20 protein-coding genes and 1 tRNA gene are annotated in these 22,905 nt (G+C 57.1%); 6 read left to right on the plus strand and 15 right to left on the minus strand.

The genetic code is table 11. The features are described 5' to 3' along the window. Positions 1-118 precede the first annotated feature (118 nt). On the minus strand, positions 119-385 hold the full coding sequence (locus GJV78_RS16540; protein WP_155109373.1) for a DUF2442 domain-containing protein: 267 nt from the start codon (positions 383-385) through the stop codon (positions 119-121). Beyond that, entirely contained in the window at positions 357-644 is a 288-nt protein-coding gene (locus GJV78_RS16545) for a helix-turn-helix domain-containing protein (RefSeq protein ID WP_155109374.1), read from the minus strand. The genes GJV78_RS16540 and GJV78_RS16545 overlap by 29 nt, the downstream gene beginning before the upstream one ends. A gap of 118 nt (positions 645-762) precedes the next feature. Between GJV78_RS16545 and GJV78_RS16550 the strand changes: the two genes are divergently transcribed. Next, complete coding sequence (locus GJV78_RS16550; protein ID WP_154777802.1) at positions 763-1,017, plus strand: helix-turn-helix transcriptional regulator; 255 nt, start codon at positions 763-765, stop codon at positions 1,015-1,017. A 139-nt stretch (positions 1,018-1,156) separates the two neighbouring features. Here GJV78_RS16550 and GJV78_RS16555 read toward each other — a convergent pair whose 3' ends face one another. From GJV78_RS16555 to GJV78_RS16565, 3 genes are all read right to left on the minus strand, one after another. Beyond that, positions 1,157-2,437, minus strand: a complete 1,281-nt coding sequence (locus GJV78_RS16555) for a hypothetical protein (RefSeq protein WP_155109375.1) — start codon at positions 2,435-2,437, stop codon at positions 1,157-1,159. Positions 2,438-2,451: 14 nt separating this feature from the next. Further along, positions 2,452-3,711 (minus strand): tyrosine-type recombinase/integrase, encoded by a 1,260-nt coding sequence (locus tag GJV78_RS16560; RefSeq protein WP_155109376.1) that lies wholly within the window; start codon positions 3,709-3,711, stop codon positions 2,452-2,454. A 218-nt stretch (positions 3,712-3,929) separates the two neighbouring features. Further along, positions 3,930-4,014 (minus strand) — tRNA-Leu (locus GJV78_RS16565). A gap of 197 nt (positions 4,015-4,211) precedes the next feature. On the opposite strand from GJV78_RS16565, the gene ahr reads away from it, so the two are divergent. After that, positions 4,212-5,231, plus strand: coding sequence for an NADPH-dependent aldehyde reductase Ahr (gene ahr / locus GJV78_RS16570; protein WP_155109377.1), 1,020 nt, complete (start codon positions 4,212-4,214; stop codon positions 5,229-5,231). 84 nt (positions 5,232-5,315) lie between these two features. On the opposite strand, the gene GJV78_RS16575 is transcribed toward ahr, so the two are convergent. From GJV78_RS16575 to iolD, 5 genes are all read right to left on the minus strand, one after another. Further along, positions 5,316-6,815 (minus strand): sugar porter family MFS transporter, encoded by a 1,500-nt coding sequence (locus GJV78_RS16575; protein ID WP_155109378.1) that lies wholly within the window; start codon positions 6,813-6,815, stop codon positions 5,316-5,318. A gap of 156 nt (positions 6,816-6,971) precedes the next feature. Next, positions 6,972-7,871, minus strand: coding sequence for a myo-inosose-2 dehydratase (iolE, locus tag GJV78_RS16580; RefSeq protein WP_155109426.1), 900 nt, complete (start codon positions 7,869-7,871; stop codon positions 6,972-6,974). A 23-nt stretch (positions 7,872-7,894) separates the two neighbouring features. After that, entirely contained in the window at positions 7,895-8,779 is an 885-nt protein-coding gene (locus GJV78_RS16585; protein ID WP_155109379.1) for a sugar phosphate isomerase/epimerase family protein, read from the minus strand. A gap of 42 nt (positions 8,780-8,821) precedes the next feature. Continuing rightward, a complete protein-coding gene (locus GJV78_RS16590; protein ID WP_155109380.1) occupies positions 8,822-9,835 on the minus strand; it encodes a Gfo/Idh/MocA family oxidoreductase in 1,014 nt (337 codons plus the stop codon). Between the two features lie 38 nt (positions 9,836-9,873). Then, the gene (gene iolD, locus GJV78_RS16595; protein WP_155109381.1) at positions 9,874-11,814 is read right to left on the minus strand and encodes a 3D-(3,5/4)-trihydroxycyclohexane-1,2-dione acylhydrolase (decyclizing); all 1,941 of its coding nucleotides are present in this window, start codon (positions 11,812-11,814) and stop codon (positions 9,874-9,876) included. Between the two features lie 529 nt (positions 11,815-12,343). On the opposite strand from iolD, the gene GJV78_RS16600 reads away from it, so the two are divergent. Both GJV78_RS16600 and GJV78_RS16605 read left to right on the plus strand, forming a co-directional pair. Next, the gene (locus GJV78_RS16600) at positions 12,344-14,257 is read left to right on the plus strand and encodes a bifunctional 5-dehydro-2-deoxygluconokinase/5-dehydro-2-deoxyphosphogluconate aldolase (RefSeq protein ID WP_155109382.1); all 1,914 of its coding nucleotides are present in this window, start codon (positions 12,344-12,346) and stop codon (positions 14,255-14,257) included. A gap of 132 nt (positions 14,258-14,389) precedes the next feature. Continuing rightward, entirely contained in the window at positions 14,390-15,241 is an 852-nt protein-coding gene (locus GJV78_RS16605) for a MurR/RpiR family transcriptional regulator (protein ID WP_155109383.1), read from the plus strand. 97 nt (positions 15,242-15,338) lie between these two features. Here the strand turns inward: GJV78_RS16605 and iolB are convergent, their stop codons facing one another. Together iolB and GJV78_RS16615 are read right to left on the minus strand one after the other, a co-directional pair. Continuing rightward, positions 15,339-16,148, minus strand: coding sequence for a 5-deoxy-glucuronate isomerase (gene iolB / locus GJV78_RS16610; RefSeq protein ID WP_155109384.1), 810 nt, complete (start codon positions 16,146-16,148; stop codon positions 15,339-15,341). Positions 16,149-16,165: 17 nt separating this feature from the next. After that, positions 16,166-17,671, minus strand: a complete 1,506-nt coding sequence (locus GJV78_RS16615) for a CoA-acylating methylmalonate-semialdehyde dehydrogenase (protein ID WP_155109385.1) — start codon at positions 17,669-17,671, stop codon at positions 16,166-16,168. A 346-nt stretch (positions 17,672-18,017) separates the two neighbouring features. Here GJV78_RS16615 and GJV78_RS16620 point away from each other — a divergent pair, with 346 nt between their 5' ends. Continuing rightward, positions 18,018-18,839 carry a TIM barrel protein gene (locus tag GJV78_RS16620; RefSeq protein ID WP_155109386.1) on the plus strand — a complete coding sequence of 274 codons (822 nt, stop codon included), beginning with the start codon at positions 18,018-18,020 and terminating at the stop codon, positions 18,837-18,839. Positions 18,840-18,924: 85 nt separating this feature from the next. Further along, entirely contained in the window at positions 18,925-20,421 is a 1,497-nt protein-coding gene (locus GJV78_RS16625) for a helicase HerA-like C-terminal domain-containing protein (protein WP_155109387.1), read from the plus strand. Positions 20,422-20,445: 24 nt separating this feature from the next. On the opposite strand, the gene GJV78_RS16630 is transcribed toward GJV78_RS16625, so the two are convergent. The 3 genes from GJV78_RS16630 to lptF form a co-directional block, all read right to left on the minus strand. After that, positions 20,446-20,598 carry a fimbria/pilus outer membrane usher protein gene (locus tag GJV78_RS16630; RefSeq protein WP_155109388.1) on the minus strand — a complete coding sequence of 51 codons (153 nt, stop codon included), beginning with the start codon at positions 20,596-20,598 and terminating at the stop codon, positions 20,446-20,448. Positions 20,599-20,703: 105 nt separating this feature from the next. Continuing rightward, positions 20,704-21,789 carry an LPS export ABC transporter permease LptG gene (gene lptG, locus GJV78_RS16635; protein WP_155109389.1) on the minus strand — a complete coding sequence of 362 codons (1,086 nt, stop codon included), beginning with the start codon at positions 21,787-21,789 and terminating at the stop codon, positions 20,704-20,706. Continuing rightward, positions 21,789-22,889 (minus strand): LPS export ABC transporter permease LptF, encoded by a 1,101-nt coding sequence (lptF, locus tag GJV78_RS16640; RefSeq protein ID WP_167519611.1) that lies wholly within the window; start codon positions 22,887-22,889, stop codon positions 21,789-21,791. Before lptF ends, lptG begins: the two co-directional genes overlap by 1 nt. Positions 22,890-22,905 lie beyond the last annotated feature (16 nt).

Consider the following 22,905-nt stretch of genomic DNA (forward strand, 5'->3'; position numbering starts at 1 on the left):
GCATTTTTAACGTGACACAGAATTCTGAACGCTCTCGATCTGGCGGAGATAATACTGGAATATGCGAATAAACATCAGTCCGGGATCTAACCGATATTTGTACCCATACCACATATGATCATTTACGATGAGTCATATCCCTGATTGCCCCCGCATAAAGCGCCTCAATATTGATATCCTCATCAATTTCCGCCCAATGGATTCCCCCGCATGCGTTAAGGGTGAAGCGCTCTCTCTGTTCTACCGTAGCGCGTTCGAGGCGAGGGAAGTTTTTGAGCGGGATATTTAACCGTGCTTTTCCCTTAACCTGTACATGCAGGTATTCATCTGAGAAATAAACAACGACTGACGATCGATCAAATAGCAGGCTGTTTACCTTCTTCATTCAATTTTCTCCTTATGCGCATTTTTCTGTCCAGTAGCGTACCAGAACTATCAAAATAACGGCTGGGCCAGATTTCCGCAGGATGAACGTCCAGCGCCGTGGCCACAAGCCATTCCCCTTTTGGCCAGGGACGAGAAAGCACATTGGCAAGCGTTGAAGAACTGAGTCCCGCAGAGCGCGATAACGCAGCCAGAGTCGTGCCTTTCTTGCGCAAGGCGGCGATGATATCTGCCGGATGCCAGTCATGATGTGATGCCATACCTATCTCCAATAAAACTTCGGGTAATAGTATGCATCAAATACTAAGGATTACTTAGTATATTTTCAAGACGTACAGATGAGAATCGCGACAAGCCACACAAGAAATCAGGATTCTCATGCTACCTCATCGCTTAAAAGCCGCACGTTTAAAGGCTGGCCTGTCGCAGGAACGGTTAGGGATTCTTGCCGGAATCGATGAAGCAACAGCCAGTGCCCGAATGAATCAATATGAGCGCGGTATTCACACACCAGACTTTGAACTTGCCTGTCGGTTGGCATCGGTACTACACGTTCCGGCTTGTTATTTTTATGCGGTGGAAGACGATCTGGCAGAAATGATTCTTGGATATTCAGAATCGCAGGGAAAATAAGCCCTATAAGACGTATTAGCTCCCGCCCCCCTGGGAAGGGGCGGGAGCGTTGTAACATACGAATATTTGCTAAATAGTATTCCCAGCAAAATTTAATACTCATGAATGCTTTATAAAAACGATTAAAATACGATTCACTTTACTTGTATTTTTTTAATATAAATTCATATCCTCTATGCTGCATTAACATATCTGAGTAAACAGCTATCTGCCAAAGATAAACCCCATTCTTTTGTACAAAATTTTTCCCTTGTAACATACTCCCCCCTGATTTTATGCCATTAGCATAAAGAAGATCACTATACTCAGATTTAAAATCATTCTGATTAATTAAGAACTCTCTTGTTATAAAAGAACTATCATCATTGAAAGATAAGTATTTATCGAGTTTTGAAGATATCCCTTCCAATATATCAACATTCCCATACAACAGAAAATAACAATAACAACTTAATCTTTCAGACAAAAGAAGAAGCCTGGCCAAATCTTTTTTTATTTCATATTCAAGGTTATTATTAGAACATGAGGTACGTTTAACTTCAAGAACCGAATCTATCTCACGATTTGGTTTATAAAGAACAAAATCTGCTGCCTTTTCTTTTCCTTTATGATTAGCATCTAATATTTTAGAAAATCTGAACTCTCTTTCAAACAGCTCGGACACCGGTAACTCGACACAAAAGAACTTACTAATTTGATCATGAATTGATAATTCATTAATATCGTCTGCTTCGCTTATGGAATGCTCATGTCTAAATGCAGACAACCTCTCCGGTAATTGCTCTACAATTTTTTTAGTCCAACGAGAAATGCTATAACCATGTAAACTTCCCAGTTCGTCAAAATCCTCTTTGGAATAATCCATTTTTATTTCTATTTTATTTAAATCCAATACATCATCATCAGGTAAAGCTTCCGTAAGAGTAAGTCCTGTTTTCTTTAAAAAATAATCACTATTAATGCTAAGCCAGCGGGGGGATCCATCCCTACCCATTTCCACAATCGATATATGTTTTCTATTACTATACACCGAGAATTTTTCAGGATAATTCTCTACCCAAATTATTTTAGAAAAAGACTCTACAATATTAATCTTTAATGAAGAAAACCTGGATCTATACTTTCTGGGAAAAAGAAAAGAAAGGAACTTATCAAAAAAATTAGCATCACTGTGCCAGTGCCGATAGATAGAAAAGGGAAAGTTTATTTTTTCACCTTCAATTCTCTCATTGACTATATCATAAAACAATTTCTCTGCTATAATTTCAACCGCATTTGTTACCGAAGTGCCGTAATAACTCATATATTGACTACACACAATAACCATAGGTTTATCGCGAGCTGCCCTGATAAGCCTGATATGACATCTACCACGGCTACCGTGAAATCCGATAAATCGAAAGTGTATATCTTTTAACATAAAAGACCTCCCTATTAGTACGTTCCCTTAAACTCATACGGCACCACATACCCTTCCCGATTCGCATCCAGATAATCCGCCCACCATTGCAGCATCAGCCGCCGTTCTTCGATATGTTCGGCCTTATGGATATAGGCCGCCCGCACGCTATTACGCTCCTGGTGGCTCATTTGCCGCTCGACAGCATCCCGCGACCACAGCCCGGATTCAACCAAAGCGCTACAGGCCATTGTGCGGAAACCATGCCCGCACAGTTCGGTCGTGGTGTCATATCCCATGACCCGCAACGCATTATTGACGGTATTTTCACTCATGGGTTTAGTTGGACGACGATCGCCCGGGAATATCAGTTCGTGACCGCCACTGATTGCCTTAATCTCTTTCAGCAGCGCCAAAGCCTGACGGGATAACGGTACTAAGTGTTCAGTGCGCATTTTTGCCCCGCGCTGAGAATGTTTTACACCGGGGATCGCTTCACGTTCAGCCGGTATCGTCCACATAGCGCGTTTAAAGTCGATCTCGGCCCAGCGGGCAAAGCGCAGTTCACTGGAACGGATAAAAACGCACAGTGTGAACTTTAAGGCCAGGGTGGTTAATGCCCGCCCTTTATAACTTTCGATCCTTGCCAGAAAATCCGGAAGCTTATCCAGCTTCAACGCCGGGCGATGGGTTGCCTTCGGCGGCGCTATCGCACCAGAAAGATCCTGAGCAGGATTGCGCTCTATCAGATCGTTCTGCACCGCATAGCGCATAATATCGGTCACCCGCTGACGTAGCCGTGACGCCAAATCGAGATGGCCGTTTTGCTCCACGGCTTTCAGCGGCTCAAGCAAGTCTTTAGTCTTCAGGTCCGCTATGTGGCGATGGCCTATCGCCGGCAAAATATTACGTTCCATATCGCGCCATACCCGTCCGGCATGCGTTTCTGACCAGCGATTCTGACTAATGTACCGATGCCAGTCTCTCGCGACTTTCTCAAAGGTAATCAATGCGGCCTGTGCTTCTTCCTTTTCTTTCCCCCGTTTTTCTGCCGGGTTGATACCTTCAGCCAATAACAGCCGTACCTCATCACGCTTCTCACGGGCCTTTGCTAACGAGATTAGAGGATAAGCGCCAAAAGCGATGCGACTTTCCTTGCCTTCGAAACGATACTTGAGATACCAGCGCTTAGAGCCGCCAGGGCTTATCAGCAGGTATAGTCCATGTGCATCAGCGAGTTTATAGGCTTTCTCGCGAGGCTTGGCGGTGCGGGCTACAACGTCTGTCAGGGCCATAATTGGGGGTCAACTCCTAATCGAAGTGAATTGACCCTCATCTTGACCCCCAAATCATCTGGATGTCAATGGACAAAAAAAGACCAGCGCGGATAAAATGAACAGATCAGGAGGAAGGGAGATAACATTTAATCTTTTAATAAACAATAAGATATGGATGTTTATGGAAGGTTATGGATATAAAAAAAGCCACCTTAAGGTGACTGATTTTTCCACAATGGTGCCGAAGGCCGGACTCGAACCGGCACGTATTTCTACGGTTGATTTTGAATCAACTGCGTCTACCGATTTCGCCACTCCGGCACGGAAAGGGATGCGGAAAACGTGTGGATTATACCTGTCACGCGCAGCCATGCAAGCGGCAGCCTGTTCCCGGTTCGCTAAGTGTTGAAAAAATCGGCGCTTTCTTATCGCCCGCTTCTTCCCCTTCTTCCACCCGCAAAGCGCCCGGTCGCGGCATGCTCTACACTTCCAAAGCCAAACCACACGAAGAGAATGCCATGAACATGATAAAAAGCTATGCCGCAAAAGAGGCGGGCGGCGAACTGGAACGCTATGACTATGATGCGGGCGAGCTCAGGCCGGAAGATGTCGAAGTGCAGGTTGAATACTGCGGGATCTGCCACTCCGATCTGTCGATGATCGATAACGAATGGGGCATGTCGCGCTATCCGCTGATCGCCGGACATGAAGTTATCGGCCGCATAGTTGCCCTCGGCAGCGCGGCGCAGGACAAAGGCCTGAAGCCAGGCCAGCGGGTCGGCATCGGCTGGACGGCGCGCAGTTGCGGCCACTGCGACGCCTGCATCAGCGGCAACCACATCAACTGCCTGGAAGGCGCGGTGCCGACGATCCTGAACAACGGCGGCTTTGCCGAGAAGCTGCGCGCGGGCTGGCAGTGGATAATCCCGCTGCCGGATAATATCGACATTGAATCCGCCGGGCCTCTGCTGTGCGGCGGCATCACGGTCTTTAAACCGCTGCTGATGCACCATATCACCGCCACCAGCCGCGTCGGGGTGATCGGTATCGGCGGTCTCGGACATATCGCCATCAAGCTGCTCCACGCGATGGGCTGCGAGGTAACCGCCTTCAGCTCTAATCCGGCAAAGGAGCAGGAAGTACGGGCGATGGGGGCCGATAAGGTGGTTAACAGCCGCGATCCACAGGCGCTGAAGGCGCTGGCGGGCCAGTTCGATCTGATCGTAAATACCGTTAACGTCGATCTCGACTGGCAGCCCTGGTTCGAAGCGTTGGCTTATGGCGGCAATTTTCATACCGTCGGCGCGGTGATGAAGCCGCTGCCGGTGCCGGCGTTCACCCTGATTGCCGGCGATCGCAGCATCTCCGGCTCGGCAACCGGCACCCCCTTCGAGCTGCGCAAGCTGATGAAATTTGCCGGACGCTGCGGGATCGCCCCGACCGTTGAGCTCTATCCTATGTCGCAAATTAACGAGGCTATCCGCCACGTTCGCGACGGTAAGGCCCGCTATCGCGTAGTGCTGAAGGCCGACTTCTGACGTCATCGGGCGGCGGCCGCTCCCGTACCGGCCCCGGAGCGCGCACACCGGAAAGATGGCCGGAGCGTCGCTCCGCAGCTTGCGCTACGCCTCATCCTTCTGCGCAGAACCCCAGGCCTGGTTGGCGCTGCGGTCGGGTTCTTCCCGGTCGGAGCGGAGTGTATCCCGCAGATAGTGCTCTATCTGCTCCAGACTACGATTGCGGGTTTCCGGCACGCATTTAATCACAAACAGCGCGCCGGCCAGGCCGATAGCGGCGAAAATAAAGAACGTACCGGAAAGGCCCAGCCACGCCAGCAGAACCGGGAAACACAGCGAGATAATAAAGTTAGCGATCCACATCGAAAATACCGCTCCGCCCATAAAGATCCCGCGCAGCCGGATTGGAAAAATTTCTGATAACAGCAGCCAGGTCACCGGCGATAGCGCCCCCTGCTGAAAGCTCAGAAACAAGAGCATCCCAATCAGCACCATATAGGCGCGCAGCGCGTCCGGCTGGCCGTTCACCGTCTCCGGAAGCAGCCAGCTCACCGCGCCAATAAATACCAGACAAAGGGTGCAGCCAAACTGGCCAATCATGGTCATCGGGCGGCGTCCCATTTTTCCCAGCATCCAGATGCCGACGAAGGTCATCAGTACCGAAACAACGCCGTTGGCGACGGTGGCGAACAGCGCCGCGTTATCGGTCATCCCAACCGTCGTCAACACCGTCGGCGCGTAGTACATAATGGTGTTCACACCGGTCATCTGCTGGATAACCGCAATGCCGACGCCGATCGAAAACAGCTTAAACAGCCACGGCGTCATGATTTCACGCACCCGCGGTTTGCCCTCACCACGCTGCTCTTCCAGCGTTTCGCTAATTTCCATCAGCTCCCACTCGACGTCCTCCTGACGGCGAGTGCGTTCCAGCACGCGCCTGGCCTCCGCCAGCCGCCCTTTCATCGCGTACCAGCGCGGTGAATCCGGCATAAACATCATGCCAAACCACAGCAGCACCGCGGGCAGCGTGGCGACCGCCAGCATCCAGCGCCAGGTATTCTCTCCTCCCCACAGCTCATGAAACGCCGCGTTAGAGATATAGGCCAGCAGTTGTCCGGAGACAATCATTAGCTCCTGCAGCGTAACCAACTGCCCGCGCCTGTTGGCCGGCGCGATTTCGGCAATATAAACCGGCACTGTCGCCGCCGCCCCGCCCACCGCCACGCCGAGTACCAGGCGGAAGAAAATCATCCAGTTGACGTCCGGCGCCATCGCGGTGCCCATCGCGCCGACGGCGAAAATCACCGCCAGTCCGAGGATGATTTTCTTTCTGCCTGCGGCATCGGCCAGATGCCCGGAGAGCAGCGCGCCAAAGGCGGCACCGAACAGCAGGGAGCTGGTCACCAGACCAGTGGTCAGGGGGGTAAGCTGCAGCTCTTTGCCCATAAACAGCAATGCGCCGGAAATGACGCCGGTATCATAACCAAACAGCAGCCCCCCCAGGGTTGCAATCAGGGCCACGACCTTAACGAAAGGCGTTGTCGGAACATCGCTGTTTGGTCCCGACGCTTTATTGAGTGTGAGATAGTGTTCCTTTGACATAGTAGACTCCAGTAACCTGCCTTATAGAGGGAAGATATGCTTTTGTCTGAACGCAGAGGCTTCCTGCCCCACAGACGCGGATGACGCTCATCTGTGATGTAGTGATAAGTAAGTAAGAACAGGCTACGCCGCTGCGTAACCTGAGACGACCGACGATCAGATACCCGCCGTTTCGTAAATGTATTTGCGCGCTTTTAGCGCATACTCGAATGGATTTGCCCGCGCCGGGTCCTGCTCTGCCTCAACGACCATCCAGCCCCGATAGTCAGCTTCCTCCAGCGCCCTGAATACCGGACGAAAATCTATCGCGCCGTCGCCAGGAACCGTGAAGGTGCCTTTCCTTACGCCGTCCAGAAACGACAGACCTTCACGACGCACCTGGTCAATTACCGCCGGTCGCACGTCCTTCAGATGGACGTGATTGATTCGCGGCAAATACTTCCTGAGGATCGCCAGCATTGGCTCCTCTCCGCCTTCGGCATACCAGGCGTGACCGGTGTCGTACAGCAGATAGACGCGCTCATCCACCAGCGACATAAATCTGTCGATCTCCGCCGCGGTCTGGATGCCGGTCCCCATATGGTGGTGTAAACACACCTGCATACCTTTTTCCGCGGCCAGGCGTCCCAGGGTGTTATAGCCCTCGGCAACCCGCTGCCACGCCTCGTCGCTGAAGCAGGGCTTTTCACCGCCCAGAATCGGCCTGTTTTGCCCCTGAATACTTCCGCTCTGCTCGGAACAGCCAATGACCTTCGCGCCCATGGCGTGAAGAAAGTTCATATGATTGACAAACTCATCAAGGGTTCTGTCCCGCTGCCCGTCGGCAAAAAAGGTGCTGAACCAGGCGTTGCAGATCTCTATTCCGCGAATCGCCAGCATGGGCGCGAGCACCGCCGGATCGCGCGGATATTTGCTGCCAACTTCGCTACCGCTGAAGCCCGCCAGCGCCATTTCGCTGACCGTCTGTTGAAACGTATTTTCACAGCCCAGCTCCGGCATATCGTCATTCGTCCAGCCGATGGGGGCTATCGCCAGTTTCACGTTATCTTTATTCATCATTCCGCTCCTGTCGCCGCGCCTTAACGGCGCAGCAGTTCACGTTCGATAAGTTCGCGGGTTTCCACGGCCTGGTATTTCATCTTTTCCGGATAGCCAAACAGCGAGGTACATATAATCGGCTCGCCGCCAACGCTAAAGGTTCGCCCGGCAAAGTCCATATCGCGTAACGTGCTGAACAGCGTGTCAAAATCGACGTCCCCTTCCCCTACCCCCACGTGCTGATGGACCGCGGCGTCAACGCCCGGCGGATTGACGATGTAGCGGCAGTGGCGGGTGTGATTGCGGGTATCCGCAATCAGCACGTGAGAGAGATCCTGACCCGCATAGCGCAGCATTTTCTCCACATCGCCTTTTCCTTTGTCATAAAAGAAGGTGTGCGGAACGCTGTAGACATACTTCACGTGCTCGCTGCGAAACGACTTCACGATATCGACCGTCTCGTTGTTCTCTTCGCAGAAATCCCACGGATGCGCCTGAATTTCCACGCGGATACCTTCGCGTTCAAAGATGGGCAGCAGCTCGTCCATAGAGCGGTAAAACATCTCTTCGCAAATTTCCGGCTGATTCGGATCGCCGGAAAATTCGCTGTTAATCACCTGTACGTCCATCTCAACGGCAATTTCGATCAGCCGTTTCCAGTTCTTTACCGCCGCCTGACGCCGCAGCTCATCCGGGCCGGACCAGCGATAAACGCAAATCAAAGAGGAGATCGCCAGGCCGGTATCGCGCAGCGCCTGCCGGTACTCGGCCATAATCTCCCGGCTGGCGCGGGGGTGCTTATAAAACGGATTAATCTGCGGGTGCGGCGATTGCTCAATGTACCTGTAGCCCCACTCCGCCACCTGATGGACCATCCGCGTGATACCGAGGTCCTTAATCACATCGACATCGAAAGCTATTTTCATGGTCGTTACCTGTCTGAATACGGGTTATCGTCGGAGATCGCTTCAGCAAGCGTAGAAAGACGGGCGCTCCGGCAGCGCTATGGCAACGGACCCGCCGTTCTTCTGCGCCTTCAGGCAGGCGTCGGCCGCGACGGAGGCTGCGTAGCCGTCCCAGGCCGACGGCCCCCGCAGCCGACCGGCAGCGACGTCGTTGATAAACGCCTGCAGCTCGGCGTCATAGGCGGTGATAAAGCGATCTTTCCAGTCGGTAAGGATTGCGGTCGACAGGCTGGCGTCCCGACGCATTTGTACCGCCGACGGCTCCGGCAGGCGGGCAACGCCCGTTTCTCCCACCACCTCGCACTGGATGTCGTAGCCGTACTGGCAGTTCACAAAAATTTCAACGTCGATCAGGGTTCCCTTCCGGGTCTCAAAGGAGACGATCTGCGGGTCCTTAAGCCGCCCATGGGTATGAGAAGTAGAGCGTGGGAAACGCACCTGAACGGAGCGGTAGTCGTCATTTAACAGCCAGCGCAGCACGTCCAGCTCGTGGATCAGGGTATTGGTAATCGCCATGTCGGTGGTGTAACTCTCGTCAACCTTCGGATTGCGATGGGCGCAGCGCAGCAGCAGCGGCGCGCCGATAGCGCCGTCGTCAATCGCTTTCTTCAGCGCCCGATAGCCTTCGTCATAAGGCCGCATAAAACCAACCTGCACCAGACGGCGGCCGGCCTCTATTTCCGCATCGACAATGCGTCGACATCCCTCGGCGCTCATCGCCAGCGGCTTTTCGCAGAACACCGGCTTGCCGGCGGCTATCGCGGCCAGCGTATACTCCTCATGGGTTGGGTCCCAGGAGGCGATCAGCACGGCTTCGACGTCGGTGGAACGAATCACGTCATGGCCGTCGGCGTAGACTTCCGCACACACGCCCGGCAGCGCCGCCGCCGCCCACGCGCTGTCTGGATTAATATCTGAAACGGCCACTACCGTGGCCCCCTGTAATACCTGGGTGCAGCGGCGGATATGTTCTTTACCGATAGCGCCCGCGCCGATGACGCCTAATTTGAGTGTCATAGAGAGTGTCTCCGTGGTTATGTAGGGTTCAGGTATCGTTAGTAATCCCGCGCCTGCGCGCGCGTTTTATTCATCTGCTCCGCCACGCGGCGTATGCGTTCTGACAGCGCCGTCTGGGCAACGCCAACGTTCCACCAACTGCCGTACTTATGTACCATCGTTTTAGGCAGCACTTTTATGTCGATCAGCGTGCTGACGGTTTCACCGCGGGCGGCCGCCAGCGCCTGGCGCAGCTCATCAAGGCTGGTGACGCGCCAGCTTTTACAGCCGTAGCCGGCGGCGATAGCCGCAAAATCTACCGGTATCAGACCGCCCTTCAGCGCGCCGCGCCCGGCCTGGCGGTAGCGGAACTCCGTGGCGAAACTGCCCATTCCGTGCTCCATCTGCAGATTGTTGATACAGCCGTTGGCCATATTGTCGAACAGCACGACGTTAATCTTGGCCCCCTCCTGCAGAGAGGTAATCAGCTCAGAGTGCAGCATCATGAAAGAGCCGTCGCCAACCAGTGAATAAACCTCGCTCTGCGGCTGCGCCAGCTTCACGCCGAGGGCGGCGTTGATTTCGTAACCCATGCAGGAGTAGCCATACTCAACGTGATAGGTATTCGGCACCCGGTTGCGCCAGATACGCTGCAGATCGCCGGGCAGGCTGCCCGCCGCTGCGACGATCGTTGCGTCTGCAGGCAGCGTTTCATTCAATACGCCAAGCACGCTGCTTTGGGTCAGGGTGGAGCCGGTAAGCTGGCGGAATTCACGAAACACCGCTTGCCGATCCAGGCTATCGTCGATTTCCGGCACGAAATCGCTTTCCCGCCATACCGCCTGGTAAACGCGCCGGGTCTCTTTCATCTGACGGTTCTGCGCGCTCTCGAGCCGCTCCCCCCACTGCGCCCGCCAGCTTTCGGCGTCCAGCGCCGCGTCCAGCGCGGCTAAGGCTTCGCGCGCGTCCGCCAGCAGCGGTATGCCGTCCAGCTTCCAGGCGTCGAAATTGCTGACGTTAACGTTCAGAAAACGGACGCCAGGGTGCTGAAAAATCCATTTCGATGAGGTGGTAAAATCGCTGAAGCGCGTCCCCAGGCCGATAACCAGGTCCGCCTCTTTGGCCAGCTGGTTAGCGGCCAGGCAGCCGGTTTCCCCCACCCCGCCGACGTTAAGCGGATGGGACGAAACAATGGCACCCTTGCCCGCCTGGGTCTCCGCAAACGGAACGCCGTAGCGCCCGGCAAAGCGGGCCAGCGCGTCGCCGGCCGCGGCGTATTTCACCCCGCCGCCGCAGACGATCAGCGGTCTGCGGCTGGCTTTTATGGCGTCTACCGCCGCCGCCAGCTGCGCGGCGCTGGCCGGACGCCGATCGGGGCGATGAACCCGACGGGTAAAAAATGACGCCGGATAATCCCAGGCCTCCCCCTGCACGTCCTGCGGCAGGCACAGCGTGACCGCGCCGGTTTCCGCCGGGTCCGTCAGCACGCGCATCGCATTAACGCAGGCGCTCATCAGCTGCTCCGGCCGCATAATGCGGTCCCAGTATTTACTGACCGCGCGAAAGGCGTCGTTGGTGGTAATGCTGAGATCGTGGCTCTGCTCGATCTGCTGCAAAACCGGGTCCGGCTGGCGGGTAGCGAAGACATCGCCGGGGAGTAACAGCAGCGGAATGCGGTTGGCGGTCGCCGTTGCGGCGGCGGTAATCATGTTTGCCGCGCCCGGACCGACGGAGGAGGTGCAGGCGATAATCTGACGGCGCAGAGAGTGCCTGGCGAAACCGGTCGCCGCATGAGCCATCCCCTGCTCATTGCGCCCCTGATAAACCTGCATGTCACCGCTGTCCTGCTCCAGCGCCTGCCCCAGCCCCAGCACGTTGCCATGGCCGAAAATAGCGAAAATTCCCTTCACAAATTTGTATGTTTCGCCATCCATCTCCAGATACTGGTTATCGAGGAACTTAACCAGCGCCTGCGCCATTGTCAGTCTCAGTTTGCCCATATGCACAATCCTTAATCGTTCAGTATCTGCCGCGCGGGTTCGCGTTGTTACGCCGCCAGCGTGGCTGGCCGGGGTCGAGGAAAGCCGCTAACGCCCGCTGGAATATCTGGCGATTATAAGCAAACATTTTTTTCATAAAACATAAATACAAAAGAAATATTTCATTTTGCGAGAAGGATCAAACTCTCTACAGATCCCACACCTTTCGCTTACATTTATGGGCCGCTCCGCTATGTTTTTACGGCGCACCCAAAACAACTAACTCATTAATAAACAAATAAAATATATTATTAAGTATGGTTGTAAAAGACCCCGACAACCGGATCAAACTCCGTGTCGTTAAAGTGCCTGTCGACGCCATAGAGTGGTAGATCCTTCACAGTTTTGATTTTTAAATTCCAAATATGTTTGAAAATGAAATTTTTATTTCTCAAACTAAAAAATAGTAATAACCATCAGGCTGTTCGCGGAAGCCGATCGCCGTGGCGATCCTGACCAGACAGCAGGCAGGCAAAAGGAAACGTTAACGATGAACAGAGCAGTTAAGCGCCTCGACGTTATCTGCATTGGCCGGGTGGCCGTCGATCTCTACGCCCAGCAGATCGGTGCCAGGCTGGAAGATGCGGGCAGTTTCGCCAAATATCTGGGAGGCTCCTCTGGCAATGTCGCCTACGGCACGGCTATTCAGGGGCTAAAATCGGCAATGCTGGCGCGGGTGGGCGATGAACACAACGGCCGCTTCCTGCGTGAAACCTTAAGCCGCGCGGGCGTCGATACCCAATATCTGCTTACCGATAAGCAGCGCCTGACCGCGCTGGTTATGTTGGGAATTAAAGATCAGGAGACCTTTCCGCTGATCTTCTACCGCGACAACTGCGCGGATATGGCGCTGACCGCAGAGGATATAAACGAAGAGTACATCGCCTCTTCCCGTGCGCTGGCGGTGACCGGCACTCACCTGTCGCACGCCAGAACGCGCGATGCGGTGTTGACGGCGCTGGGCTACGCACGCCGCCACGGCCTGCGAACGGCGCTGGACATCGACTACCGGCCGGTGCTCTGGGGGTTGACCTCTCCGGGCGACGGCGAAACGCGCTTTATCGCCTCCGATCGGGTGACCCGGCAGCTACAGGAGGTACTGCACCTGTTTGATTTGATCGTTGGCACCGAAGAGGAGTTCCATATCGCCGGCGGCAGCACCGATACGCTTACCGCGCTGAAGAACGTACGCCACGCCACGGGGGCAACGCTGGTCTGCAAACGCGGCCCGATGGGCTGCGTGGTGCTGGAAGGGGAGATCCCGGACGACTGGCAGCACATTCCGCTGCAGCAGGGGGTGAACGTTGACGTACTTAACGTTCTCGGTGCCGGCGACGCTTTTATGTCCGGGCTGTTGCGCGGCTGGCTGAACGACGAGGGCTGGGAGCAGGCCTGTCGCTATGCCAACGCCTGCGGCGCGCTGGTAGTGTCGCGCCACGGCTGCGCTCCGGCCATGCCGACGAGGATCGAACTGGACGATTACCTGTCACGGGCGCAGTCCGTTCCGCGGCCGGACATCGACGCACGCCTTAATCATCTGCACCGGGTAACCAGCCGCCGTCAACGGTGGCCCGAGCTGTGTATTTTCGCTTTCGATCATCGCAAACAGCTGACGGAGCTGGCGCGGGAGACCGGGCGCGATACGGTCTGTATTCCGCAGTTGAAGCTGCTGCTGCTGTCCGCTGCCGAAACCGCGGCCAAAGAGGCGGGGCTCAACGGGCGCAGCGGGGTGCTTATCGATGATACCTGGGGCCAGCGTTCGCTTAACGCTATCACCGGCAAGGGCTGGTGGATCGGCCGCCCCATCGAACTGCCCGGCTCGCGCCCGCTGCGCCTGGAGCACGGCAATATCGGCTCGCAGCTTATCAACTGGCCGCTGGAGCAGGTGGTAAAGTGCCTGGTCTTCTATCATCCGGACGATCCGGTCGCGCTGCGCGCGGAGCAGGACGCGCTGCTGCTGGAAATCTGGCAGGCCTGTAACACATCGGGTCACGAGCTGCTGCTGGAGGTGATACTGCCGGCAAGCTGCCCGGACAGGGACGAACGGCATTATTGCCGGGTACTCGAACACGTTTATCGGCTCGGCATCCGCCCGGATTGGTGGAAGCTGCCGCCGCTTTCCGACGCCAGCTGGGTGCAAATCTCCGCGCTTATCGCGCGTGAGGATGAGTGGTGTCGGGGTATCCTGCTGCTGGGGCTGGACGCGCCTTCGGATCGCCTGCGCGCCGGCTTCGCCGAAGCGGCCAGGCACCCGATAATTAAAGGCTTTGCCGTCGGGCGCACTATTTTCGGCCAGCCGGCACGCCGCTGGATGCAGGGGGAGCTCAGCGATGAGGCGCTGGTTGAAGAGGTGAAGCGCAACTACCTGGCCCTGATTGACTACTGGCGCGAAGCGCGCCGCTAGCCCTCCGCTTCAGCCCGCCGTTTTCAAAAAAGGCGGGCTTTCTGTTTCGTCGTAGAATGAATCGTATATTTCAAATGTCGCTTCATTTGGTACACTACAACCCTATCTTTTTCATTTCCTCAGAGCACATCCATGGCTAACAATCCAACCCAACTGACCATCCTGCAGGATGAAATCCGGCGTCGCTACGATACCTTAAGCAAACGCCTGAAACAGGTTGCCCGCTATATCCTCGACAACAGCAACAGCGTGGCTTTCGACACCGTGGCCTCTATCGCCCGTCAGGCGGACGTGCCGCCCTCAACCCTGATTCGCTTCGCTAATGCTTTCGGCTTCAGCGGCTTTAATGAAATGAAACAGATGTTCAGACAGCACCTGATGGAAGAGACCGCCAACTATACCGAACGCGCCCGCCTGTTCCGGCAGACGGCCGGCAATGAAGCGCCGCCGCCGGAAACGCCGACGGAGATCCTCAATATGTTCACGCTGGTCAATAGCCAGGCGCTGCAGCAGTTGGCTATTCAAACTCCCGGTGACGATCTGGAGCGTGCGGTGGCGCTGCTGGCGGCGGCCGAAAATATCTACGTGATCGGGCTGCGCCGCTCCTTCAGCGTCGCCTCGTACCTGACCTATGCGCTACGCCATCTGGATCGCAAGGCGCTGCTGATCGACGGTCTGGGCGGAATGTTCACCGAACAGCTCAGTCTGGTGGGGCCGAAGGACGTGGTGGTGGCGATCAGCTTCTCGCCGTACGCCCGCGAGGTGGTAGAGCTGGTGGAGCTGGGAGCCCAGCGTAAGGCCCGGCAGATAGCGATCACCGACAGCCGGGTCAGCCCGCTCGCCGCGTTCAGCGACGTCTGCTTCGTGCTGCGCGAAGCGCAGGTTGACGGCTTTCGCTCTCAGGTCGCCTCCCTGTGCCTGGCCCAGACGCTGGCCGTCTCGCTGGCGTTAAACAACAGCAAAGATCCGCAGACAGGCCACTGATCCCCTTTCAGTCGCCGACCGCCCGATAAGGGCGGCCGGTTTTTCAACGCTATTCCCGCCGCCTGAGTTAGTGAGAAGAGATATTCGGCCGCTGCCCTCACTCGCGGCGAGGATAGCCGCCGCCGTTGATCCAGGCATGGTCCTCTTCCCAGCTAAACAGCCATTTACGCTCCGGACCGGCCATTACGTTCAGGTAGTAGCTGCTGTAGCCGGCAATCGTCGCCACCGGATGATAGCCGCGCGGCACCATCACCACATCGTGGTTATAGGGAGCCATACAGACGTCCAGGCTGCGATCGTCGGTATAGACCCGCTGGAAAGCGAAACCCTGCGGCGGATCGAAACGGTGGTAATAGGTCTCTTCCAGCTGGGTTTCCTGACCCGGCAGCGCGGTATCATGCTTGTGGGAAGGCCACGAGCTGGTCGCCCCCTCTTCGGTATACACCTCCACCACCAGCAGGCACTCCGCCGGCGCGCTGTCCGGCAGAATGTTATGCACCAGCCGCTGATTACGCCCCGCGCCGCGCCGCTCAACGCCCACCTCCTCCGGGCGAATAACCCTGGCCGGAAACGTCCCCCTGCCCGGCGCGCTGCAGATCGCCAGCTCTAAATCAGCGTCCGCCGTTATTATGGCGTTATCCTGCGGCGGCACGTAAACCGACCACGGAGGCGTACGTTCGAACGGCGACAGGCGCTGCCCCAGACCGGGAAAATCGGCCTCGCGCGTGCTTATCGAGGCCAGCCCGGAGACCAGCACCAGACAAAGCTCGCGATCGCCGCTTTCGATGGTAATGTTTTGCCCCTGCTTTATTATGCAGACATCAAAACCGATATGGTGCCAGCCCGCGATCTGCGGCGTAATATGCTGGATATGCTCCCCTTTCTGCGCTTTAACCAGTAAAGACATGGCGCACTCCTTGATAGTTAACCTAGCGTCGGCATACTGAATTCCGTAGCGGTTCGCTCGCCCTGCGGCCAGCGCACGGTGGCGGTCTTCATTCGGGTATAGAAGCGCACGCCGTCCGGTCCGTGAACGTTCAGCGCGCCAAAGACGGAGCGTTTCCAGCCGCCAAAGCTATGGAACGCCATCGGCACCGGCACCGGCACGTTGACGCCAACCATTCCGGCCTGCACGTCATGCACAAACTGGCGCGCGGCGTGGCCGCTGCGGGTAAAAATAGCGCTGCCGTTGCCAAACTCATGACGATTCACCAGCGCCAGCGCGCTTTGATAGTCCGCAACCCGCACGATGCCCAGCACCGGGCCAAAAATCTCTTCCCGCCAGATGGTCATATCGGGAGTGACGTTATCAAACAGAGTACCGCCGACGTAGTATCCCGCCTCATAGCCGGGAACGCGCAGCCTGCGACCGTCAACCACCAGCGTCGCCCCTTCACTGACGCCCTTATCAATGTAGCCAAGCACCTTTTTCCGCTGCGCCGCCGAGACCAGCGGCCCCATTTCGTTCTCTTCCCCACCGCGCAGGCAGCCCGGCCCCACCTTCAGCGCCTCCACCAGCGGTTTCAGGCGGGCAATCAGCCGCTCCGCCGTCTCGTCGCCAACGGCCACCACTACCGGCAGCGCCATACAGCGCTCCCCCGCTGAGCCGTAGGCACCGCCCATAATCGCGCTGACCGTCGCCTCCAGATCCGCATCCGGCATAACGATCGCGTGGTTTTTCGCCGCGCCGAACGCCTGCACCCGTTTGCCATGCGCGCTGGCGGTTTTATAGATATGCTCCGCCACGCCGGAGGAGCCGACAAAACTCACGGCGGCAATACGCGGGTCGGTATAGAGCCGCTCCGCCGCCTCATTGCCGCAGTGCACCACGTTAAAAACGCCGTCCGGCAGGCCGGCTTCTTTCAGCAGCTCCGCCAGGCGCACGGCCGCGGAGGGAGCCAGCGCCGGCGGTTTCAGCACGAAGCTGTTGCCGCAGGCCAGCGCCAGCGGAAACATCCACATCGGCACCATTGCCGGAAAATTAAATGGCGTAATCCCCGCCACCACGCCCAGCGGCTGCATCAATGAATAACTGTCGACGCCGGAGCCAACATCCGGGGAAAATTCACCTTTAATCAGGTGCGGTATACCGCAGGCAAACTCCACCACCTCCATACCGCGGGTCAGCTCCCCCAGCGCGTCTGACCAGACCTTTCCGTGCTCGCTGACGATGATGCCCGCCAGCTCTTCGGCGTGCTGCGCCAGCAGCGCCTTGAAGTTAAACAGCACCCGGGCGCGGCGCAGCGGCGTGGTGCGCGACCAGCCTTCGAAGGCATCGCAGGCGACCTCAATGGCCTCAGACACCTCCTGCGCGGTTGATAGCGCAACCTCCCGGGCGACCTCGCCCGTGGCCGGGTCGAACACCGGCAGCGTCTCACCGCTGCGGCTGATGACGGTTCTGCCAGCAATAAAGTTTCCAGTGATAGACATCTTCTCGCCTCATAGTGTAGGGGGCGATACGCTGCCCCTGTTTCCGATCCTGTCGTGCTATAACCGTAGTGATATGAAATTTATATTTCAATAATCATATAAAGTGAAATATCACTTTGGTGATAAGCATCGCATTTTTCCCGATGCCTTATGGCGTCCTCAGTGAAAAAACGCTTTTATACGGCGTAGTTAGCCGATTTAATCGTCAATACCGACTACATCTCTGGGTGCTATTTGCGAAGCAGCTCAAACAATCACCATTTCAACCATTGCTAACAATGAAATAAAAATTTTAAATAACAGGACAGCGAATCCGTTCAGTCACTCTTTTGTCAGGAGCATCATCATGGCTATCTCACTCCAGCGTTTCTGCATTAATCGTAAAATCGCGCCATCGCTCAGTATTGAGTCCTTCTTTCGCCTGGTCAGCGAGCTGGGGCTTAACAAAATTGAGCTACGCAATGACATGCCCGGCGGTAAAGTCACCGATGGCCTGAGCCATCAGCAGGTGCGGGAGCTGGCCGGGCGCTATCAGATTGACATTCTGACCATCAACGCCGTTTATCCCTTTAACCGCCGCACCCGGCAGGTGCGCGACCTGACGGAATCCCTGCTGGAAGAGGCCAGGGCCATCGGCGCACGGGCGCTGGTGCTGTGCCCGCTGAACGACGGCAGCGAGATTGCCCCGGAAGAGACGCAAAGCGCGCTGCAGGAGCTGGCACCGCTGTTCGCCCGCTATGGCGTTCAGGGGCTGGTGGAGCCGCTGGGCTTTCCGCAAAGCTCGCTGCGCTCGGCGGACGAGGCGATGACGCTGATCCGCCAGGCGCACGCGCCCTTTAAGCTGCTGATCGATACGTTCCACCATCATCTTTACCCGCAGGCCGACGAGGCGTTAAGCCGGGTCGACGTTAATGATATTGGCCTGGTGCATCTTTCCGGCGTGGACGATCCCCGCCCCAGGGAGCAACTGACCGACAATGAGCGCATCATGCTGACCGCCGACGACCGGCTGCGCACCGGCGAACAGGTAGCCCGGCTGGAAGCCCGAGGCTATCAGGGGGTGTACGCCTTCGAGCCGTTCGCACCGCAGCTGGCGTCGTGGAGCGAAGCGCAGATCCGCCGCGAAATCAGCCAGAGCATCGCGTTGATTCAGCAGGGCTGCGCCTGAGCTCAGGCGCTTCGGCTGATGTTTTTTTCCGCTTTTTCGCTCCGGCTTGCTTATAATCGACGCAGGATAAATGGAGGAATCAAACATGAGCTCACCCCTGCTGATTGCACGCACGCCGGACAAGCCGCTGCATCTGTTACCGGCCATGGCCAACCGCCACGGCCTTATTACCGGCGCAACCGGGACCGGGAAAACCGTCACCCTGCAAAAGCTGGCCGAATCCTTCTCTGAAATCGGCGTGCCGGTGTTTATGGCAGACGTTAAAGGCGACCTGACCGGCGTGGCACAGGAGGGGCAGGCATCCGAAAAGCTGCTCGCGCGGCTGAACGCCATCGGTGCCGGCGACTGGCAGCCCCACGACAATCCGGTGGTGCTGTGGGATATCTTTGGCGAAAAGGGCCATCCGCTGCGGGCGACGGTCTCCGATCTCGGGCCGCTGCTGCTGGCGCGCCTGCTTAACCTCAACGAGGTGCAGTCAGGCGTGCTGGACATTATCTTTCGCATCGCCGACGACCAGGGGCTGCTGCTGCTCGACTTTAAGGATCTGCGGGCCATTACCCGCTACATCGGCGATAACGCGAAATCCTTCCGCAACCAGTACGGCAATATCAGCAGCGCGTCGGTGGGGGCCATTCAGCGCGGGCTGCTGTCGCTGGAGCAGCAGGGCGCAACGCACTTCTTCGGCGAGCCGATGCTGGATATCAAGGACTGGATGCGCACCGACGCCAGCGGCAGGGGTGTCATTAACATCCTCAGCGCGGAAAAGCTTTATCAGATGCCGAAGCTCTACGCCGCCACCCTGCTGTGGATGCTCTCCGAGCTTTATGAACAGTTGCCGGAAGCGGGCGATCCGGAGAAACCAAAGCTGGTCTTCTTCTTCGATGAGGCGCATCTGCTGTTCAACGACGCGCCGCCGGTCCTGCTCGATAAAATTGAGCAGGTCGTTCGCCTGATCCGCTCAAAGGGGGTCGGCGTCTGGTTCGTCTCGCAGAATCCGTCCGACGTGCCGGACAGCGTGCTCGGCCAGCTGGGCAACCGCGTACAGCACGCCCTGCGCGCCTTTACCCCGAAGGATCAGAAGGCGGTAAGAGCGGCGGCGCAGACCATGCGCGCCAATCCGGCCTTCGATACGGAAAAAGCGATCCAGGCGCTGGGCACCGGCGAGGCGCTGATCTCCTTTCTTGATGCCAAAGGCAGCCCGTCGATGGTCGAGCAGGCGATGGTGATCGCCCCGTGCTCGCGGATGGGGCCGGTAACCGATGACGAGCGCAACGGGCTGATTAATCATTCGTCCCTGTACGGCAAATACGAGGACGAGATAGATCGCGAATCGGCCTTTGAAATGCTGCAGAAGTCCGTCCAGGCCAGCGCCGAACGGCAGAATACGCCGCCGGTGAAGCCCGAAGCGGCCGACGACGGCCTCTTCGGCGGGCTGAAGGAGATCCTGTTCGGCAGCACCGGCCCGCGCGGCGGCAGGCGCGACGGCGTCGTGCAGAGCGCCGCCAAAAGCGCGGCGCGTCAGGTGACCCGGCAGATAATTCGCGGCGTGCTGGGCAGCCTGCTGGGCGGCAGAAAGCGCTGATTTCCCACCGGCGGCGCAGGGCCTCTAGCTCCCCGTCGGAAAGCGCAGCCGGATAATCGCCCCCTCCGTTGGCACAGTCTCCAGCCCATCAACGTCCAGCTTCATCTGCTCCGGCAGGGCGAAGCTGTCGGCGGCGGTGCGGTTCACCCGCCACGGCGTCAGGTAGCTGACCCGCATATCGCCGCTGGCGCTGGCAACAAACTGGTTTTAACAGATATTAAAAACAGAAAGGGTTCCGGCGAGGATAAAAAAGGCAGCCTGCACGGCTGCCTTTCAGGAGGGCTAGCTGCGCCTCATCATCAGCCAGAGGCTGATCAGCAAAAACAGCGCGCTTGGCAGCAGCGCGCCGATTATCGGCGGGATGCCGTAGGAGAGCGTCGTCAGCTTGCCAAAGATTTGATCGAGCATGTAGAAGACAAAGCCGCAGCTGATGCCCGCCACCACGCGCACGCCCATCGGTACGCTGCGCAGCGGTCCAAAGATAAACGACAGCGCCATCAGCATCATCACCGCCACGGAGAGCGGCTGGAAGATTTTGCTCCACATGTTGAGCTGATAGCGTCCGGGGTCCTGGCCGCTCAGTTTCAGATATTTTACATAGTTGTGCAGGCCGCTGATAGAGAGCGCATCCGGGTCCAGCGCCACCACGCCCAGCTTATCCGGGGTGAGGTTGGTCTTCCAGGTGCCGCTGACCCGCTGCGAGCCGGCAATCTGCTGCGGATCCTGCAGGTCAGACTCATCCACCTGCGACAGACGCCACACCTTGTTATCCGTGTCAAACTGCGCCGAGGCGGCGTAGCGCACCGACTGCAGGCGGCGCTGGTCGTTAAAGGTGTAGATACTGATGCCCCCTAACTCTCTGTCGCCCTTCACCCGCTCAATATAGACAAAGCTGTTGCCATCCTTCGCCCACAGCCCCTGCTGGGTAGAGAGCAGCGAGCCGCCGTACATCTGCTGGGCACGATAGTTGCGCGCCATCTGCTCGCCCTGCGGAGCGACCCATTCGCCGATGGCCATGGTCAGCAGCACCAGCGGAATGGCGGTTTTCATCACCGACAGCGCCACCTGCATCCGGGTGAACCCCGAAGCCTGCATCACCACCAGCTCGCTGCGCTGGGCCAGCATTCCTAAGCCCAGCAGCGCGCCAAGCAGCGCCGCCATCGGGAAGAAGGTTTGCACATCTTTCGGCACGCTGAGCAGCGTGTACAGCCCCGCGCTCATCGCGTCATAGCTTCCCCTGCCGGCCCTTTTCAGTTCGTCAACGAACTTAATAATGCCGGAGAGCGACACCAGCATGAACAGCGTCATCATGATGGTGGTAAAAATGGTTTTACCGATATAGCGGTCAAGGACTCCGAATGGCTGCATTATGCCGCTCCTTTACGCATAAAACGGGCGCGCAGGCGGCGAACCGGCACCGTATCCCACAGGTTCAGACCCAGCGCCAGCGCCAGATAAAGCAGGTTAACCACCCACATCCAGAGGGCCGGATCCAGCTTGCCTTTGCCGCCGTTAGATTTGAGGGAGGTCTGGATCAGGAAGAACACCAGGTAGAGCAGCATCGCCGGCAGCATCGACAGCACGCGCCCCTGCCGCGGATTGACCACGCTCAACGGCACCACCATCAGCGCCATCATAAAGACGGTAAATATCAGCGTGATCCGCCAGTGCAGCTCCGCGCGGGCGCGATCGCCGTCGGCGGCCCACAGGGTGCGCATATCCATCTGATCGGTATCGTTGGGATCGAGCGCCACCGCCTGGTGGCCGATAATGGCCTGATAGTTAAGGAAGTCGGTAATACGGAAATCGCGCAGCAGGGCGGTGCCCTCAAAGCGGGTGCCTTTGTTCAGCGTCACCACCTGGGTGCCGTCCCGTAGCTGAGTTAAATGTCCGGAATCAGCCACCACGACGGAGGGGCGGGCGTTGCCCTTCGGGCGGATCTGCGCAAGGAACACGTCGTGGAAGCGGCTGCCGTCAACGCTTTCAATAAACAGCACCGAGCCGCCGTCTGTGGCCTGCTGGAACTGCCCCTGCGCCAGCGCCGCCATGCCGGGATTGGCCTTCGCCTCCGCCAGCACCTCGTCCTGATGCCGGGAGGACCACGGCCCGGCCCACATGACGTTGGCCGCAGCGATAAGGCCGGTAAACAGCGCCAGGATCATCGCCGCCTTCACCAGCACGCCCTTGCTAAGGCCGCAGGCGTGCATCACCGTAATTTCGCTTTCGGTATACAGTTTACCCAGCGTCATCAGCAGCCCGAGGAACAGGCTTAACGGCAGGATCAGCTGCGCCATCTCAGGTACGCCCAGTCCCAGCAGCGAGAATACCAGATTCGACGGAATATCGCCGTCAACCGCCGCCCCGAGTATCCTCACTAGCTTTTGACAAAAAAAGATCAAAAGCAGGATGAAGAGTATCGCCAGCTGGCTTTTGAGCGTCTCCCGCACCAGATATCTTATGATTATCACTTTAAATAGGCCCGTA

The sequence above is a fragment of the Intestinirhabdus alba genome (genome assembly GCF_009711095.1).
In the GTDB taxonomy this organism is placed as follows: domain Bacteria; phylum Pseudomonadota; class Gammaproteobacteria; order Enterobacterales; family Enterobacteriaceae; genus Intestinirhabdus; species Intestinirhabdus alba.

Excerpts from the sequence above, each read along its gene's own strand:
- GJV78_RS16540 (WP_155109373.1), bottom strand. The coding sequence starts at position 385 with ATGAAGAAGGTAAACAGCCTGCTATTTGATCGATCGTCAGTCGTTGTT.
- GJV78_RS16545 (WP_155109374.1), bottom strand. The coding sequence starts at position 644 with ATGGCATCACATCATGACTGGCATCCGGCAGATATCATCGCCGCCTTG.
- GJV78_RS16550 (WP_154777802.1), top strand. The coding sequence starts at position 763 with ATGCTACCTCATCGCTTAAAAGCCGCACGTTTAAAGGCTGGCCTGTCG.
- GJV78_RS16555 (WP_155109375.1), bottom strand. The coding sequence starts at position 2,437 with ATGTTAAAAGATATACACTTTCGATTTATCGGATTTCACGGTAGCCGT.
- GJV78_RS16560 (WP_155109376.1), bottom strand. The coding sequence starts at position 3,711 with ATGGCCCTGACAGACGTTGTAGCCCGCACCGCCAAGCCTCGCGAGAAA.
- ahr (WP_155109377.1), top strand. The coding sequence starts at position 4,212 with ATGAACATGATAAAAAGCTATGCCGCAAAAGAGGCGGGCGGCGAACTG.
- GJV78_RS16575 (WP_155109378.1), bottom strand. The coding sequence starts at position 6,815 with ATGTCAAAGGAACACTATCTCACACTCAATAAAGCGTCGGGACCAAAC.
- iolE (WP_155109426.1), bottom strand. The coding sequence starts at position 7,871 with ATGAATAAAGATAACGTGAAACTGGCGATAGCCCCCATCGGCTGGACG.
- GJV78_RS16585 (WP_155109379.1), bottom strand. The coding sequence starts at position 8,779 with ATGAAAATAGCTTTCGATGTCGATGTGATTAAGGACCTCGGTATCACG.
- GJV78_RS16590 (WP_155109380.1), bottom strand. The coding sequence starts at position 9,835 with ATGACACTCAAATTAGGCGTCATCGGCGCGGGCGCTATCGGTAAAGAA.
- iolD (WP_155109381.1), bottom strand. The coding sequence starts at position 11,814 with ATGGGCAAACTGAGACTGACAATGGCGCAGGCGCTGGTTAAGTTCCTC.
- GJV78_RS16600 (WP_155109382.1), top strand. The coding sequence starts at position 12,344 with ATGAACAGAGCAGTTAAGCGCCTCGACGTTATCTGCATTGGCCGGGTG.
- GJV78_RS16605 (WP_155109383.1), top strand. The coding sequence starts at position 14,390 with ATGGCTAACAATCCAACCCAACTGACCATCCTGCAGGATGAAATCCGG.
- iolB (WP_155109384.1), bottom strand. The coding sequence starts at position 16,148 with ATGTCTTTACTGGTTAAAGCGCAGAAAGGGGAGCATATCCAGCATATT.
- GJV78_RS16615 (WP_155109385.1), bottom strand. The coding sequence starts at position 17,671 with ATGTCTATCACTGGAAACTTTATTGCTGGCAGAACCGTCATCAGCCGC.
- GJV78_RS16620 (WP_155109386.1), top strand. The coding sequence starts at position 18,018 with ATGGCTATCTCACTCCAGCGTTTCTGCATTAATCGTAAAATCGCGCCA.
- GJV78_RS16625 (WP_155109387.1), top strand. The coding sequence starts at position 18,925 with ATGAGCTCACCCCTGCTGATTGCACGCACGCCGGACAAGCCGCTGCAT.
- GJV78_RS16630 (WP_155109388.1), bottom strand. The coding sequence starts at position 20,598 with ATGCGGGTCAGCTACCTGACGCCGTGGCGGGTGAACCGCACCGCCGCC.
- lptG (WP_155109389.1), bottom strand. The coding sequence starts at position 21,789 with ATGCAGCCATTCGGAGTCCTTGACCGCTATATCGGTAAAACCATTTTT.